At 65.6% G+C, this 14,833-nt stretch carries 12 protein-coding genes; 3 read left to right on the forward strand and 9 right to left on the reverse strand.

The window, feature by feature from the left end; translation table 11 throughout:
• Positions 1-32 precede the first annotated feature (32 nt).
• The 6 genes from ACOQPH_RS11415 to ACOQPH_RS11440 all read right to left on the reverse strand — a co-directional run bounded on the left by ACOQPH_RS11415 (position 33) and on the right by ACOQPH_RS11440 (position 5,941).
• Positions 33-206 carry a hypothetical protein gene (locus ACOQPH_RS11415; RefSeq protein WP_420621512.1) on the reverse strand — a complete coding sequence of 58 codons (174 nt, stop codon included), beginning with the start codon at positions 204-206 and terminating at the stop codon, positions 33-35.
• Between the two features lie 716 nt (positions 207-922).
• Complete coding sequence (locus tag ACOQPH_RS11420; protein WP_420621513.1) at positions 923-2,122, reverse strand: RCC1 domain-containing protein; 1,200 nt, start codon at positions 2,120-2,122, stop codon at positions 923-925.
• Between the two features lie 292 nt (positions 2,123-2,414).
• Entirely contained in the window at positions 2,415-2,834 is a 420-nt protein-coding gene (locus ACOQPH_RS11425) for a type II toxin-antitoxin system VapC family toxin (RefSeq protein ID WP_420621514.1), read from the reverse strand.
• Positions 2,835-2,837: 3 nt separating this feature from the next.
• Complete coding sequence (locus ACOQPH_RS11430) at positions 2,838-3,086, reverse strand: hypothetical protein (RefSeq protein ID WP_420621515.1); 249 nt, start codon at positions 3,084-3,086, stop codon at positions 2,838-2,840.
• Positions 3,087-3,181: 95 nt separating this feature from the next.
• Positions 3,182-4,582 carry a threonine synthase gene (gene thrC / locus ACOQPH_RS11435; RefSeq protein ID WP_420621516.1) on the reverse strand — a complete coding sequence of 467 codons (1,401 nt, stop codon included), beginning with the start codon at positions 4,580-4,582 and terminating at the stop codon, positions 3,182-3,184.
• 24 nt (positions 4,583-4,606) lie between these two features.
• Positions 4,607-5,941: a homoserine dehydrogenase gene (locus ACOQPH_RS11440; protein WP_420621517.1), complete on the reverse strand. Its 1,335-nt coding sequence runs from the start codon at positions 5,939-5,941 to the stop codon at positions 4,607-4,609.
• A 203-nt stretch (positions 5,942-6,144) separates the two neighbouring features.
• Here ACOQPH_RS11440 and ACOQPH_RS11445 point away from each other — a divergent pair, with 203 nt between their 5' ends.
• The 3 genes from ACOQPH_RS11445 (at position 6,145) to ACOQPH_RS11455 (ending at position 9,722) form a co-directional block, all read left to right on the forward strand.
• Entirely contained in the window at positions 6,145-6,381 is a 237-nt protein-coding gene (locus tag ACOQPH_RS11445; RefSeq protein WP_420621518.1) for a hypothetical protein, read from the forward strand.
• Positions 6,368-6,709: a type II toxin-antitoxin system PemK/MazF family toxin gene (locus tag ACOQPH_RS11450; protein ID WP_420621519.1), complete on the forward strand. Its 342-nt coding sequence runs from the start codon at positions 6,368-6,370 to the stop codon at positions 6,707-6,709. The genes ACOQPH_RS11445 and ACOQPH_RS11450 overlap by 14 nt, the downstream gene beginning before the upstream one ends.
• A 469-nt stretch (positions 6,710-7,178) precedes the next feature.
• Positions 7,179-9,722 (forward strand): cell wall-binding repeat-containing protein, encoded by a 2,544-nt coding sequence (locus ACOQPH_RS11455; RefSeq protein ID WP_420621520.1) that lies wholly within the window; start codon positions 7,179-7,181, stop codon positions 9,720-9,722.
• A 56-nt stretch (positions 9,723-9,778) separates the two neighbouring features.
• On the opposite strand, the gene ACOQPH_RS11460 is transcribed toward ACOQPH_RS11455, so the two are convergent.
• The 3 genes from ACOQPH_RS11460 to argS all read right to left on the reverse strand — a co-directional run bounded on the left by ACOQPH_RS11460 (position 9,779) and on the right by argS (position 14,796).
• Positions 9,779-11,518, reverse strand: coding sequence for a cell wall-binding repeat-containing protein (locus ACOQPH_RS11460; RefSeq protein ID WP_420621521.1), 1,740 nt, complete (start codon positions 11,516-11,518; stop codon positions 9,779-9,781).
• A 158-nt stretch (positions 11,519-11,676) separates the two neighbouring features.
• Positions 11,677-13,065 (reverse strand): diaminopimelate decarboxylase, encoded by a 1,389-nt coding sequence (gene lysA / locus ACOQPH_RS11465; RefSeq protein WP_420621522.1) that lies wholly within the window; start codon positions 13,063-13,065, stop codon positions 11,677-11,679.
• 21 nt (positions 13,066-13,086) lie between these two features.
• Positions 13,087-14,796 (reverse strand): arginine--tRNA ligase, encoded by a 1,710-nt coding sequence (argS, locus tag ACOQPH_RS11470; RefSeq protein ID WP_420621523.1) that lies wholly within the window; start codon positions 14,794-14,796, stop codon positions 13,087-13,089.
• Between the last annotated feature and the right edge of the window lie 37 nt (positions 14,797-14,833).

Below are 14,833 nucleotides of genomic sequence, written 5' to 3' on the forward strand. Positions count from 1 at the left end.
ATCCCGAAACCGGTCGGCACGGAGTCCGTCGGTCAGTGCGAGCAGCGGGTTGTGACGAATTCTCGCAGGCTGGCGAGGTCGTTCGGGAGCACCGTGACGTATTCGTCGCGGCCGGCGAGGGCCGCTAGCGCTGGCGGGAGCTCCGGTTGGGAGCCGGTGGCTTCGAGGACCGCCTCGCCGAACTTGGCCGGATGGGCGGTGGACATGACAGCGATAGGCGTGGCCCAACCACCGACGGGAGCATCCGTCGTCCGGCGGGGTCTCGCTCGCGTTCTGAGTGGGTGTCTCCCGTGAGTCCTCCGGCGACGGCTCAACACCTGCGTCAGCGTCGGGCGGCGGCGCCGGAGTTCGGGTGCGCTTGGAGACTGGCGGAGCTTGCGAGGACTCCGCTGACTCGACAGGTCCTTCGGATCCGACTCCCCCATCGCCCTCGCTGTCGCCACCGTCGGGCGCAAGGATCGCGCTGTTGATGGTGTTCTTGCGGGCACAGGGGCGATGTCGACGCCGAGCGCTGCGGCGATCTGCATCAACTCGTCCCGCTCCTTGGCCTCCAGCAAGGCACGATCCGGCATGTCCGACATGGCTACCTCAGAAGCTCCAGCCTGCACTCGCTCCGGCCTTCGAGCCGCGAAGTGAGTCTGCATTTCCTTTGGCGAGCCTCGGCGCCCGACCCAGTGATCCGGTCCCGTGACGCCCGAGCGAGCCCTGCACTGGGGAACCGTCGATCGACGCTGACGCTACCGCCGTCCAACCGACGCCACTACCGAAAGCCGCCGATAGTTCGGCAAACAGCTACAACTGCTTAGAAGCGGTAACCCCGACAAACGAGCAAATTCAACGCTCTCAGGGGCAGCACGGAAACCGGGGCCAAGCTCAGCAACGGCGCTAAGTCGCAGCGCCCCAGATCAGAAGGCGGGCGGTGCTATGGGGTTGCTCGCAGCCCCTCGGGCACGTCGAGCAGGCCGAGTTCATCGAAGCCCCAGCACGCGATCGTGTTGTCGGAGTGGATCGCGCACGAATGGAACGAGCCGGCGGCGACCGCGGTGTAGGCACCGACGGGCGCGTCCGCCGCTCCGGTGACATTGACGCCGCCCCAGCACGCGATGGCGTTGTCGGTGCGGATCGCGCACGAATGGGCGTGGGCGTCGATGTCGGTGTAAGTGCCGGCCGGCGCATCGAGCAGGCCCCATCTGTTTCGGCCCCAGCACGCGATCGTGTTATCGGAGCGGATCGCGCACGAATGGCGGGGGCCGACGGAGATGTCGATGTAGGAGCCAGCGGGCGGGTCCGCGTTGCCGTATTCGTTGTTGCCCCAGCACGCGATGGCGTTGTCGGAGCGGATCGCGCACGAATGGCGGGGGCCGACGGAGATGTCGATGTAGGAGCCAGCGGGCGGGTCCGCCTTGCCGTATTCGTTGTTGCCCCAGCACGCGATGGCGTTGTCGGAGCGGATCGCGCACGAATAGCCGTAGCCAGCACGCCCGTCGCCGGCTACGGAGACCGCAGTGTGGGTACCAGCAGGCGCGTCGAGTTGGCCTAGGTCGTTGTCGCCCCAGCAGGCGAGGATGTTGTCGGAGCGAATCGCGCAGGCATGGGTCACGCCGGCGGCGACCGCGGTGTAGGTCCCCGGCGGCGCGTCGAGCAGGCCCGAGCCGGTGACACCCCAGCAGGCGAGGGTGTTGTCGGAGCGGATTGCGCACGAGCCGCCGGTGCCGGCGGTGATCCGCTGCGCGCTGCCGACGGCGGCGCGGGCGTCGATCCACTCAAGCACAGCACGCGCCGTGGCGACACGATCCGCGCCGGCAAGCCTCACGATGATGTTCAAGCCGGTTACGGCAGAGTCCTGAACAGCCTTCGTGCCGCCGAGCACTACGACTTCGTGCGATCCGATCCGGTCCGTTTCGTCCGGTTCGACTACGCACTTCGTATCAAGCACCTGCCATGACGCGATCAGTTCCGCCATCGCAGCGTCGCCTTCGGCGGCCACTACGGCGTATGTCTCCCCGGAGCACTCCGGCTCAGGCGTCGGGTGTGCAGCCACGGGCGCGGCAGACAAACCGAATACTGCCAAGCTCAGCGCTAGCACTGCGGCGGCGGCTCTCTTTGCGTAGATGTCAATCACGCCGCCAACGTAGTTCCGAGTCGGTTGCTGCTTCGTTGCTGGCGTTCCCTTGGCGGGACCTGTCAGACGCTCCAGCAAGGCGCGGGCCGAGGCTCGTTGCCCGACCGGTTGGTCATTGCCTGACGTGTCCGAGCACCGTGCGGCGAGGCAGAGGCCGTTCGCATTGGCACCGCAAGCTCCACAACGGCAGCCGACCGTTTGGGCTTCGAGGCGTGCTCGGAACGCCGCACTTGCATCACCACCCGTTCACATCATCGCCCAGAGCAGTTGTGCGACGTACTGACGCTTTCGATCAGGGCACGACGTGGAGGGCTCGACGACGTCCTGGGCCGTAGCGGTAGATACGGAAGTCGCGGTCGAGTGAGATGACTTCTTCAATGCCGAGCCGTTCCATGACCGCCCAGCTCGTGCGGTCCGAGAGCGAGAAGTCCTGGTCGCCGAAGGCGGTGCCGATTGCAGCTGCCACTTCGAGATCGGCGAGCAGCGAGACTTCAATGCGGGCGATGCCACCGCGGATGGAATTGACAAGTGCCTCCGCTGCAGCGGGATCGTGCCGGAATCGCATGACTGTCCACGTTTCCTGCAGCACATGATCGGACGTGAGCAAACGGCCCCGTCGCTCCCGCAGCGCATCAGCAACTCGAGCGTGCGACGCCTCTGAACGATCGGCCATCGAAACCCACGCTGAGGTGTCGACGAAGCTGAGCTCCATCACTCAATCCGAGCGTTCGGCCAGCTCTGCCGTGACCGCCGCGCCGACAATGCTGTGACCGTCACGCGCCATGTCGAATGGCGACCCCTGCACCATGCCACAGATCGTCTCAAGGTCTCCTTGAGGTGCCGAGGCATCGAGTTCTTTCTCGAAGATCCTTCTGGTGAATTCAGCGAAGCTGATGCCGAGTTCTGCGGCGCGCCGTTTCGCTTGGGTATGCATCTGAGCCGGCAGCGTAATGACCGTTCGCATAAGATGACATCATAGCATCACTATCTTGATATCACTTACCCACCTGGTGCCTGCAACTGAGGTCGAGGCTGCGCCAACAGATGTGCAACTCACATTCAACGGCTGCAGCGGGCGGTGACGAAGTCGCGTAGGGCGGCAAGATCTTTGGACAGCGCAGTGAGGTGCTCCTCGCGGTCTGCCAGGGCTGTGAGCGCTGGCGGTAGCTCGGGTTGGCGGCCGGTGGCTTCGAGTACGGCCTCGCCGAACTTCGCGGGATGGGCAGTTGACATCACGGCCATGGGGGTGCGCCAGCCGCCGGCAGGGACGTCGCGGCGAGCCACCGTGAGAGCGACCGCGGTGTGAGGGTCGATGAGCCGCTCGTCGGATTCGTTCACTGCGGCGATGGTGGCAGCCACCTCGGCTTCGCTCGCTGCGCCGGCATCGAAGTCGGCGCGCAGGCCGACTTGCACATCCGGAGCCAGCGTCAAGGAATTCTCAGTCCGGAATTGGGCCATGTCGGCTGCCAGCGCGGCTCCGCGACGACCACCCAACTCGAACAGCAGGCGTTCGAAGTTGCTGGACACTCCGATGTCCATGGCCGGGCTGGTGGAGGGCCGCACCTCGCTGATGGCCATGTCGCCGGTGCGGTGGGTGCGAGCCAGGATGTCGTTGTGGTTGGTGGCAACCACGAGCCGGTCGATCGGGACGCCCATGCGGCGGGCCACGTCGCCCGCAAGAACGTTGCCGAAGTTGCCGGTCGGCACGCAGAACGACACGGCCCGCTCGGGTGCGCCCAGTTTCACCGCAGTGGTCACGTAGTAGACGGTTTGCGCAGCCACGCGGGCCCAGTTGATGCTGTTCACCGCTCCCAGCCGCATCCGCTCGCGCAACGGTCGGTCGCCAAACAGCGCCTTCACCAAGTCCTGGCAATCGTCGAAAGTGCCGTCGATGGCCACGTTGTGAATGTTCGGGCTGTCCACCGTGGTCATCTGGCGCCGCTGGATCTCGGTGACCCGGCCAGCCGGATGCAGCATCACCAACTCGATGCCCTCACGGTCGCGGCACGCATCGATGGCCGCCGAGCCGGTGTCTCCTGAGGTGGCGCCCACGATTGTCATGGTCGTGCTGCGCCGGGCGAGCTCGTGTTCGAACAGACGGCCCAGCAGCGCCAGCGCCACATCCTTGAACGACAGCGTCGGCCCCCAATACAGCTCCACGAGGTGTTCACCCGCGGCCAACCGGCTGGTCGGCACCACGTCGGGATGGGTGAAGGTGGAGTACGCGTCGAGTGTCAGTGCGGCCAGATCATCGGCATCCAGCGACGGCGCTACGAACGGAGCCAGCACCCGTGCTGCCACCTCGTGGTACTCCAGACCTGCAAAGTCGGCCAAGTCGCTCGCGTTGATCGCCGGCAGTTCAACGGGCACATACAGCCCGCCGTCGGAGGCCAGGCCCTCGAGCAGCACATCGCCGAATTCCAGGATCGGGGCGTCGCCCCGGGTGCTGATGTAACGCATGTTCCGGCCAGTCAATCCCGCCGGCTACTCGCCGATCACACGGATCGCGTTGCCGATGCTCCGTACGGCGTCGAGGTTGCGCACGTCGCGCAGCGTTGACGCCACGTCGGCTTCGCGAGCGCGGTGGGTGATGAACTCCAAGTGTGCGATGCCGTCGGCGGCACCGCCCCGTGTGGTCTGCTCGACCGAGCGGATCGACACGCCGTGCTGGCCGAAGACGCCAGCCACCGCGGCAAGCACGCCGGGCTTGTCGGTCACGTCGAACTGCAGGTGATACGCGGTGTAGGTCTCGTCGATAGGCCGCAGCCGCGCCGCGGCCAGCGGGCCGAAGCCATCGCAGACACCCCGGCGCAGGTTCTGCGACACTGTGATGAGGTCGCCCAGCATGGCGCTGGCGGTCGGGAAGCCGCCCGCTCCCCGCCCGTAGAGCATGAGATCTTCGACGGCTTCGCCCTCAAGGAAGACGGCGTTGAAGGCGTCACGCACCGAGGCCAGCGGATGGTCGATCGGCACCATCGCCGGATGCACCCGCACAGCGATCTCGCCGTTCTGACGCTCAGCGACTGCAAGCAGCTTGATGACATGGCCCATCCGGGCCGCCGCGGCGATGTCGTCCTTGCCGATCCCGCTGATGCCTTCGGCGTAGACGTCGCCGGCCACAACCTTGGCCCCGAACGCCGTCATCGCCAGGATCGCCGCCTTGGCTCCGGCATCGAATCCCTCGACGTCGGCAGTCGGATCGGCTTCGGCATAGCCCAGACGCTGCGCCTCGCCAAGGACGTCCGCGTAGTCGGCCCCGTCCTCGGTCATCCGAGTGAGGATGTAGTTGGTCGTCCCGTTCACGATGCCCATCACCCGGGTGATGCGCTCGCCGACGAGCGAGTTGCGCAGAACGCCGATCAGCGGGATCCCGCCCGCTACGGCCGCCTCGAACGCCAAGTCCACGCCGTTGGCCGCAGCCGCGGCGAACAGCTCCTCACCGACATTGGCGATGAGCTCCTTGTTGGCAGTGACGACGGGCTTGCCTGCTCCAAGGGCGGCAGCGACGAGATGGCGAGCCGGCTCGATGCCGCCCATCGCCTCGACCACCACATCCACGTCATCGGCCACCACCAGCGATTCGCTGTCGCGGGTCAATACGCCATCGGGCAGTTCCACCGTTCGCTCAGCGCTGAGATTGCGGACCGCGACACGGATGACCTCGAAGTCCAGCGCAGTGCGTCCCGCGAGATGCTCGTTGTCGCGCTGCAGCAGCGACACCAGCGCCGCCCCCACGTTGCCGCAGCCCAGAATGCCGACGCGCAACGGCCGGGCCTCGCCGGCAGGAGCCTGCTGAGATGCGACATCGGCTTCGGGCACGGCCGAAACGGTACCGGCATCGCACCCCCGCCCCAGCAGGGATTTTGCTGACTGCCCCCGAAGATCATTCGAGTCTGAGGCATGTGGTCTTTGACCCCGGTGTCCCTTCACCGGCCGATCTCGATGTGAGGCGGAACAGCGCCTGAGGGGTCCGTGTAGATGTTTTGTAGATATCTTGTAGCCAGACGCGGTAGCGTCACGCCATGGAAACCACCACGATCCGTGTCGACCGAGGCACTCATGCGGGCCTGGTCGAGATGAGCCGTTCAAGCGGCGACAGCCTCACCGAGACGGTCCGTCAGGCCGCTGACGCCCTGCGCCGGCTGAGATTCGGGCTGCGAGTGCAACAGCAATACGCCGATTTGCGCAGGGATCCGGAGGCATGGGCCAGCTACCTGACAGAGCTCGAATCGACCCACGTGAGCGATGGCGTCGATTGACGAGATCTGGCTCACCGAATTCGGAGAGCCGTATCCGAACGAACCTGCCTCTCGCCGGCCTGCCCTCGTGCTCGGGCCGCCGGACATATTCGGCTCCGATTTTCCGATCGCAATCGTGGCACCGCTCACGACAACCCACCGAGGACTGGACCTCCATGTCGAAGTCCCCGCGAACACACACACAGGCCTGGACGAGACGAGCTACGTGCAATGCGAACTGCTGCGATCGGTCAACGCCAATCGCCTGGTTCGTCCCCTTGGCGCGATTGACGTTGACACCAGGTGGCACGTCAGCGAGATCGTCAGCACGCTGCTCAACCACCCGTGATGTGCCACGGATGCCTCACCCCGCGTTGGTGAAGCCCGAGTCCGTTGAGACGCAGGCAGGGCAGTAGATCATCCCTGCACCACGACCGTCCCGGCCGCCCGATCCGGTCCGCCCCGACTGTCTGGGTGACGCGTGAACCGTAGCCACATGTGCGACACAACGAGGGGGAATCACACCGGGTCTTGTAGAGACTGTGGGGGTCCCTGCGTTTCGCGGAGGTGGATTGCTGGATTCATGCTGCGGGTTGGTGTTGATGTCGAGTCTCGAACTCGATGGGTGTGAGCGTGCCAAGCGCGGTGTGCCGTCTCTTCGCGCTTTAGCGTTGGGTGAGGTTGTCGGGGAGGGGGTGCCGCTCTTGCGTTTGATTCCTTCCGCCGGTGGGGTGCGAAGGGATTCGGGTATGGGCCGAGACGGGACTGAACAGACGCGAAAGGCGCCACGAGGTCAGAGGAACAGGACCGTTGCGGTCGTGTTGGCCTTGGTTGTGGCTTTGGTGGCGCTGCCGGTGGTGGCGCTGCCGGCAGGCGCGAATGGGGGTGCTGCGAATGGTGATCCGTCGATTGCGGAGCGGATTTCTGGCCCTGACCGTTACGCGACGTCGTTGCAGGCGGCGCGGGTGTTCGCGGCGGCACTTTCCCCCGTGGTCGGTTCGTCGCTCTCGGAATTCCTGAGTCGCCGACCCGCTGGTGCGTTGGATTCTGTGGTGCTGGTGTCTGGCCAGTCATGGCATGACGCAGTTGTTGCCGCCTCAGTCGCGGGTCAGTTGGATGCTCCGGTGTTGCTGACGCCCGCTGACGGGCTCGGCGAAGAGGCGATGGGTTTCTTGAGGGCTGCGGGTGTATCGGAGATTGTGGTCATCGGCAATGAGCGGCTGGTAACGCCGACCGCGGTCGACGCCTTGGCGGAGTTCGATAGCGAAATTGAGCGAATCACCCGCGACGATCAGTACGCAACGGCGAGTGCCGTCGCGCAGCGCATTGGTGATCCAGGGGCGATGGGATCGTTGGGCGGCACCGCGATATTGGCCAATGGCGAGGTGTTCGCTGACGCCATGGTTGCCGGCACGTTTTCCGCTCGGGGCGTCCACCCGGTGCTGCTGACGCCCCGCGACTCGCTGCATCCAGGGGCCGCGAGCTATTTCTCGCGTGGGAGTGTCGAGCACGTCGTGGTCATGGGCGGCGCGGCGGCCGTCTCCGCTGAGGTCGAGCAAGAGCTTCGCAGTCTCGGCGTGGCCGTCACACGATTGGCTGGTGCGACGCGTTTCGAGACCGCAGCAAGAACCGCAGCGTTCATTGACGGCAAGTACTCCGGGTCGCCGGACCGTTGTTTCGACAATTCTCGTATCGGGTTGGCGAACGCTCATGTCCCGTTCGACGCGTTCAGTGCGGGTCCGGTGCTGGCCAAGCTGTGCGCACCATTGCTGCTGACCAATGCCGGCTCGCTGGACTCGGCAACTGCGAACGCGATCGAGGTTGGCGCTTCGGCGTTCGGGGCTGACGCGGTCGTGTTCGGCGGTACAGCGGCTGTTTCCGACAATGCGCTCCTCGCTGGCGGCTCGTTCAGTTCCGTCGTGCAGGTGAGCCCGCGTTTCTATCCTCGCGAACTCGAAGGGGCAGAGGCGCTCGAGGAGTTGTTCGCCGCTGCGGCGGGGCGGCGCGCTGAGATCGTGGCTGCGCTCACAGCGATGATCGACTCGGGCGAGTACGGCATCGACGGCGACAACGTCCTTCGAGGCCCTGCCGGCTTCGAAATCGACATGGGCGAATGCCCCGCTGAGTGGTCCGCCGCGACCGGCATCACCGACTCGCAGATCCGCATCGGCCAAACCGCCCCTCAGTCGGGCAACCTCGCTGCCTACGGCAACATCGCCCACGGCTTGGGGAACTACTTCGACTGGGTCAACGAGAACGACCCGATCATGGTCGACGGCTCCCCGCGTGACCTGACGCTGATCGTCAAGGACGACGGCTACATCGGTGCTCACACGATCGTTCTTGTGGACGAGCTGATCCGAGCAGAGAACGTGTTCGCGATCAGCACTTTGGATGCGGTGAACGCCTTGCCGGTGTACGGCAAGATCAACGAGGAGTGCATCCCGCAGCCGATCGTGCTCGGCGGCTATCCGGTTTGGGGCGACCCGGTGAACCACCCGTGGACCACCGGTCTGCAGACGTCGCGATCGACCGAGTCGATCCTGTGGGGCGCCTGGATCAGGGACAACCTGTCTGATCTGCTGCCCGTCAAGGTGGCCGGTCTGGTGATGGACAACAGCGTCAGTCGGGTCTACGAGGAGGCCTTCGAGGTGTGGGCGGACGCCAATCCCGACGTCGTCTCGGAGTTCCTGCCGGTGCGTGACGACCCGGCTGCGCCGACGCTGACCAACGAGATGGCCGAGATCGCAGCCTCAGAGCCTGAGGTGTTCATCTCGATGACGGTGGGCTTGGCGTGCTTGATGGCCGTCCAGGAAGTCGGCGTGAGCGGTCTGATCGATGACATCCGGGCCAGGGGCGGAGCACTGTTCACGCCGTCGCTGTGCAAGAGCATCGAGAACTACATGAAGCCGGCCGGCGACTTCGCGGACGGCTGGTGGATTGTTGGCGGCGCGTCGAAGGACTCCACCGACCCCAAGTACGCGGACGACCCGTTCATTCAGTTCGTCAATCAGAACCTCGCCGCGGGAGGCTTGGACCCCACCGATTCGCTGCCCGCCATCGGCTACACCTTCGGCTACCCATACGTCGAGGCGCTGCGCATCGCAGCGGAGCTGCCTGGCGGCCTCGACCGCACAAATTTCATCCTGGCGATGCGTTCGCTGAGCATTCACCATCCGATGATCATCGACGGCATCGTCGCCGAGTTCAACGGCAACGACGACGCGTTCTTCATCGAGGGTTCAGAAATTCTCCGGTTCGACGCCACCGCTCAGGCCTGGAATCAAGTCGGCAGCATCATCGACGTCAACGGCCAGACGCCGAATTGTGCCTGGGACTTGGTAGAGGGCGAATGCAGATGACACGGAACCTTGCCGACCTCCTTGACGTCGAGCTAGCCATGCCGCACTTGCCAATATCACGGTGGGGGCACCTTGGCAACGTGAATCGGCCGCTGAGGTCTGATCTTTCCGTCGTGGAGGGAAAAGGCGATGCTGCGGCCGTCGGGCGACCACTCGGGCGTGAGGATCTTGAATGCTTGGAAGACGCTGCCGGTATAGCGGACCACCGTCCCGACTTCATCGTCGTCGAGGTCCAGCACTTTGATGTAGCTCTCCCATTGACCGTCTCCTAATGAGGCACTGCCGAGCAGTGCGATCCGGCAACCATCGGGTGACCACGCGTACTTCGAGAACTTGATTCTGCTGAGGCTGACTGGCCATACCGGCTTCCAATCGGATCCGTCATCGCGCACCGTTGCGACGCCCCCGCCGTTCTGTACCGAGATGCGTTCGCCATCATCGGTCCAGTCGTGGCCTTGATAAAAGACGGCGCTCGCATCGACATTGGTCTCATTGCTTCCGTCGGCATCGATGATCGCTAGGCGTGAGTTGCGGAAGTGGTCCTCGGGATCGGGGTCGTCTGAGAGATCCGTGCGGCGGAACAGGATTCGCCGGCTGTCAGGCGACCATCTCGGGGCGATGTCCTGCACGCTCGAAGCGGTGAGTTGGATTTCCCCGGTTCCGTCGATGTTGATGACGTAGACATGAGCTACTACCTCCCCATGCAGAACTTGGTCGGTGAATCGGACGAACGCAATGCGCGTGCCGTCAGGTGACCAAGCCGGGTACGAGCCATTGGTCAGCTTGGCTCGGTTGCTGCCGTTGACATCTGCTGTCCAGATCTCGCGGTTGCTCTGGAAGGCGATACGGCGGCAATCCGGCGACCATGTGGGGAAGATTGCGTCGACGTCGTCGATGATCACTCTGGGTTCGGTGCCGAGCCCCAGATCGCATTCGACGCCGGGCGCAGTACCTATCGCGAGGTAGTTGTCGATTGCGGCGTCCGAGACTGCTGCTTGTCCGCCAAGAACGTGCACAGCGAGCTTGTCGCCGGTAGCGGATCCGATGGCCGTGCGTGCCCGGTGGAGGTGCTCGGCGGTTTCTGCGGGGATCCGGTCGGGATCTGCGAGCAGCAAGGGAGTGCACAAGCGGGCCATCAGGGGTGCGGCGCTGAATGAGTCGAACGGCACCTGGCCACGCGCCAAGCCGGCACGGCGCTCGGTGAAGCACGTAAGGCTGTAGCGGCGCACGACGAACTCTGCAGCGGCGACGGCGGTGTCATAGCGCGTCGCGCCAGCTAGGCGCGTGACCTCGATGCCGAGATCAGTGATCGAATCCTCGATGATCTCGGGCAGTGCGCTGGTGCCGCCCATCAGGATGACGTGCTCAACGTCCGTTTCAGTCAGATAGCGGGCGACGTCGCGGCGAAAGATGCTGGGTTTGGTCAGCAGGATCGGATGGTGGCCCTGCGCCGCGAACGGGCCAGCGACGAGAGCATCAGCGAACACTCTGCCGCTGGCCACGATCGCGGTCCGGCCGTGTCCCTTCATGTCGCCGGGCGTGCCGAGCCGCCGCGCAGCCGCAACCGATGTCGCGTACTGGTCCGGTCGAGTGACACGTTCGACGGATATGCCCCGCGCTTCGAGTTCGGTCACCACGGAGGGCCCGACTCCGTCGGTGTCGCAGTTCGCACCTACGATCAAGGCGTTGGACACACCGGTGCGCCGCAGGAACGCTGCAGCGTCGGAGCGCAATTCGCCCGAAGGCGTGGTGAGCACCGGCGCCTTGAGCATTCCTGCCAGCGGCGCGGCAACCACCGCGTCTCAGGGACCCCCAGTCTCTACAAGACCCGGTGTGATTCACCGAACGCGAGATGTGTGCGCCCATCCCAAACGCCTCAAGACCCTGACAAGTGTTGAGACTACTTATGCACCCATGAAGGCAAGAGCTGACCCTCAGCGCACCTTGCGTCGAGTCAAACGACGTCGAGCGCCACCATGTCGTCGACTGTCTCGCGGCGGATCACCAAGCGGGCATCTCCGCCTGCCACGAAGACGACGGCGGGGCGGCCGATGCGGTTGTAGGGGGCGCCCATCGAGTAGCCGTAGGCGCCCGTCACCGGTGTTGCCACCAAGTCGCCCGCAGCCAGTCCTGCCGGCATGGGAGCTGAGCGCACGATCACATCGCCCGACTCACAGTGCTTGCCCACCAGCCGCACCCGAGCCGGGCGTGGCTCTGCTGCCCGGGCAGGCATGAACGCCGTGTAGTCGCTGCCGTAGAGCATCGGGCGCGGGTTGTCGCCGTAGCCGCCGTCGACGGCGGCGTAGGTCCGTACTCCCGGCACCTCCTTGATGGCACCCACCGTGTAGAGAGTCACCGCGGCAGCTGCGGCGATGGCACGCCCCGGCTCAGCCACCAAGCGCGCCTCGAAGCCGTGTTGGTTGCTCAGCGCATCCCACCTCTGCGACAGGACGGCACCCCACTCGGTGATCGTCGGCGCCCGCTCCGATTCCACGTAGGCGACGCCGAGCCCGCCGCCGATCGACAGCTCTTCCAGACGGCCGGCAGCCAGCCCCGAGCCGCCGAACAGCGGGGCCGCGAACTCGGCAACCACCTCCAGCGCCTTGGCGAGGCTCTCCACTCGGAACACCTGACTGCCGATGTGGCAGTGGATGCCCACGAGCTCGACCGAGGCCGCAGAAGCGGCCCGCTCGACTGCGGCAATCGCAACGCCCTGGCCGATGCCGAAGCCGAACTTGGAGTCGGCCTGCCCGGTCGAGATGTACTCGTGTGTCTCAGCCCGCACGCCGGGCGTGACCCGCAGCAACACCCGCGGCACCATCCCGTCGGCACGGTGCAGCTCGTCGAGACGGTCCAGCTCGTCCGCCGAATCGACGACGATGCGGCCCACACCTGCTGCGCGAGCCATCCCCAGCTCCGCGACTGACTTGTTGTTGCCGTGCAGCACGATCCGCTGCGCCAGGCTCTCGGCGGTGTCGCCATCGAACGCCCGCAGCACGGTCGCCAACTCACCACCGCTCGACACGTCGATGTCCATGCCTTCGGAGATCGCCAACCGCGCCATGGCCGCGCACAAGAACGCTTTGGCGGCATACGCCGCTCCCCCATCGAAGGCCGATACGGCCTCGCGGCAGCGCGCACGCAGGTGCGCTTCGTCATAGACGAACAGTGGTGTGCCGAACTGAGCTGCCAGGTCAACCAGGTCGCAGCCACCAACACGCAGGCGCCCCTCCTCGGAGACCTCAGAGGTCTGCGGCAGCAGCCGGAACGGGATCGGGTCGCTGGGATCGTCGGTGGGCGCATCGGTGCCACCGGCTGCGGTGCTGAGTGAATCAGGGCTCATGGCCGGACCGTCACTTCCTGCTCACATCGCCGACGGCGCGTCCACGCCGAGGAGGTCCAACCCGATCGCCAAGCCGATGCGCGTGCCCTCAGTCAGGCAAAGCCGAGCGTCGCGAACCTCCGGCGGCACGTCGCGGAGCAGGATCGGGCAGTCGTTGTAGAAGCCGTGGAAGGCGCCAGCCAGGTCGCGCACCCATGTCGTCACCTTGTGGGGCGCGCGCTCTCGCTGCGCGATCTCCACCACTGAGGGCAGCACCTCGAGCGCTCGCAGCAGCGCCAGCTCGCGCTCGCCGTCAAGCGTCGACAGATCAGTGCCGGCAGGCGGTACGGGCGCGACCCCATCCGATTCAGCCCGTCGAGCCACCGACGCGATCCGAGCGTGGGCGTACTGCACGTAGAAGACCGGGTTCTCCGAGGCCTGCGCCGACAGCAAATCGATATCGATGGTCTGACGCGAGTCGATCGACTGCAGCAGAAAGGCGAAGCGCGCCACGTCGGGCCCCACCGCGTCGATGAGCTCGCGCACTTCCACCATCGTGCCGGTGCGCTTGGACAGCTCGATGACCTGGCCGTCACGCATGAGCGTCACGTTCTGGCCGACGATCGCCTCGTAGGAATCGGGCGGGTGTCCGAGCATCTGCATCGCAGCGGCGATGCGAGGTACGTAGCCGTGGTGGTCGGCTCCCAGGACGTCGATGACGTGACTGCCGCGGCTGAACTTGGCGTCGTGGTAGGCGATGTCGGGCACGAAGTAGGTGGGTTCGCCGTCGCTGCGGTACAGCACCCGGTCCTTGTCGTCACCGTGCTCGCTAGTGCGCAGCCAGACAGCCCCCTCTTCCTCATACACCCACCCGGCATCGCGAAGCCGCCCCATGGCCTCGTCCATGGCTCCGGAGTCCACGAGCGCGGCCTCGCTCTGCCAGCGGTCGAAGCTGACGTTCATGGCCGACAGCGACTCGCCGACGTCGCGCAGGGCGCGCCTCATGCCCCATTTCGCAGCGAATTGAACTTCGATGGGGGTTCCGACGGGAATCGGCGCATGCCCCGCCTCGAGCGCCGCTTTCCGCAACAACTGCGCGACATCGGCTTCTGCCTCCAAACCTGAACGCAGTTCGGCTGTTAGTTCGCTTGCCCACTCACCGACGTAATCGCCGTGGTAGCCGTCGTCGGGCACGGGTTCGCCGGTCATGCGTGCCACCAGCGATTGTCCAAAGAGCTGCACTTGCACGCCGAGGTCGTTCATGTAGTACTCGGTGACGGTCTCGTAGCCGCAGCGACGGAACAGGCGGGCAAGGCTGTCGCCGTACGCACCCCACCGCCCTCCGCCGGCATGCAGCGGACCGGTCGGGTTGGCGGAGACGAACTCCAGGTTCACGGTCTGGGATTGGCCGATGTCGGGGCAGGCGTAGCCCTCGGTCCCCTCGCGCAGGACCGAGATCAGCACCTCGTGCAGCCACGACGGCGCCAAGTGCAGGTTGACGAATCCTGGGCCGGCGACCTCTGCGCGTTCGAGGTGCGGCAGGCCTGCGAGCTCGAGCTGGGCCACGACGCGTTCCGCCAGCTCGCGCGGAGCCATCTTTGCCGCCTTTGCGTACACCATGGCAGCGTTCGACGACCAATCGCCGTGATCGGCTCGCGATGGACGTTCCAAACGGAGACGCGACCCGTCGGCGTCGATGCCAAGACCCGCAAGGGCACCTGCGATCGCGCCGGTGAGCGCCTGCTCTATCACCGTTGCGAAGCTACCCCTGCTGGACGCTGATCCCGGG

The sequence above is a fragment of the Candidatus Poriferisodalis sp. genome (assembly GCF_965221945.1).
Lineage (GTDB): Bacteria > Actinomycetota > Acidimicrobiia > Acidimicrobiales > Poriferisodalaceae > Poriferisodalis.

Coding starts and splice junctions, on each gene's coding strand:
- thrC (WP_420621516.1), bottom strand. CDS start 4,582: ATGCGTTACATCAGCACCCGGGGCGACGCCCCGATCCTGGAATTCGGC.
- lysA (WP_420621522.1), bottom strand. CDS start 13,065: ATGAGCCCTGATTCACTCAGCACCGCAGCCGGTGGCACCGATGCGCCC.
- ACOQPH_RS11425 (WP_420621514.1), bottom strand. CDS start 2,834: ATGGAGCTCAGCTTCGTCGACACCTCAGCGTGGGTTTCGATGGCCGAT.
- ACOQPH_RS11450 (WP_420621519.1), top strand. CDS start 6,368: ATGGCGTCGATTGACGAGATCTGGCTCACCGAATTCGGAGAGCCGTAT.
- ACOQPH_RS11445 (WP_420621518.1), top strand. CDS start 6,145: ATGGAAACCACCACGATCCGTGTCGACCGAGGCACTCATGCGGGCCTG.
- ACOQPH_RS11430 (WP_420621515.1), bottom strand. CDS start 3,086: ATGCGAACGGTCATTACGCTGCCGGCTCAGATGCATACCCAAGCGAAA.
- ACOQPH_RS11415 (WP_420621512.1), bottom strand. CDS start 206: ATGTCCACCGCCCATCCGGCCAAGTTCGGCGAGGCGGTCCTCGAAGCC.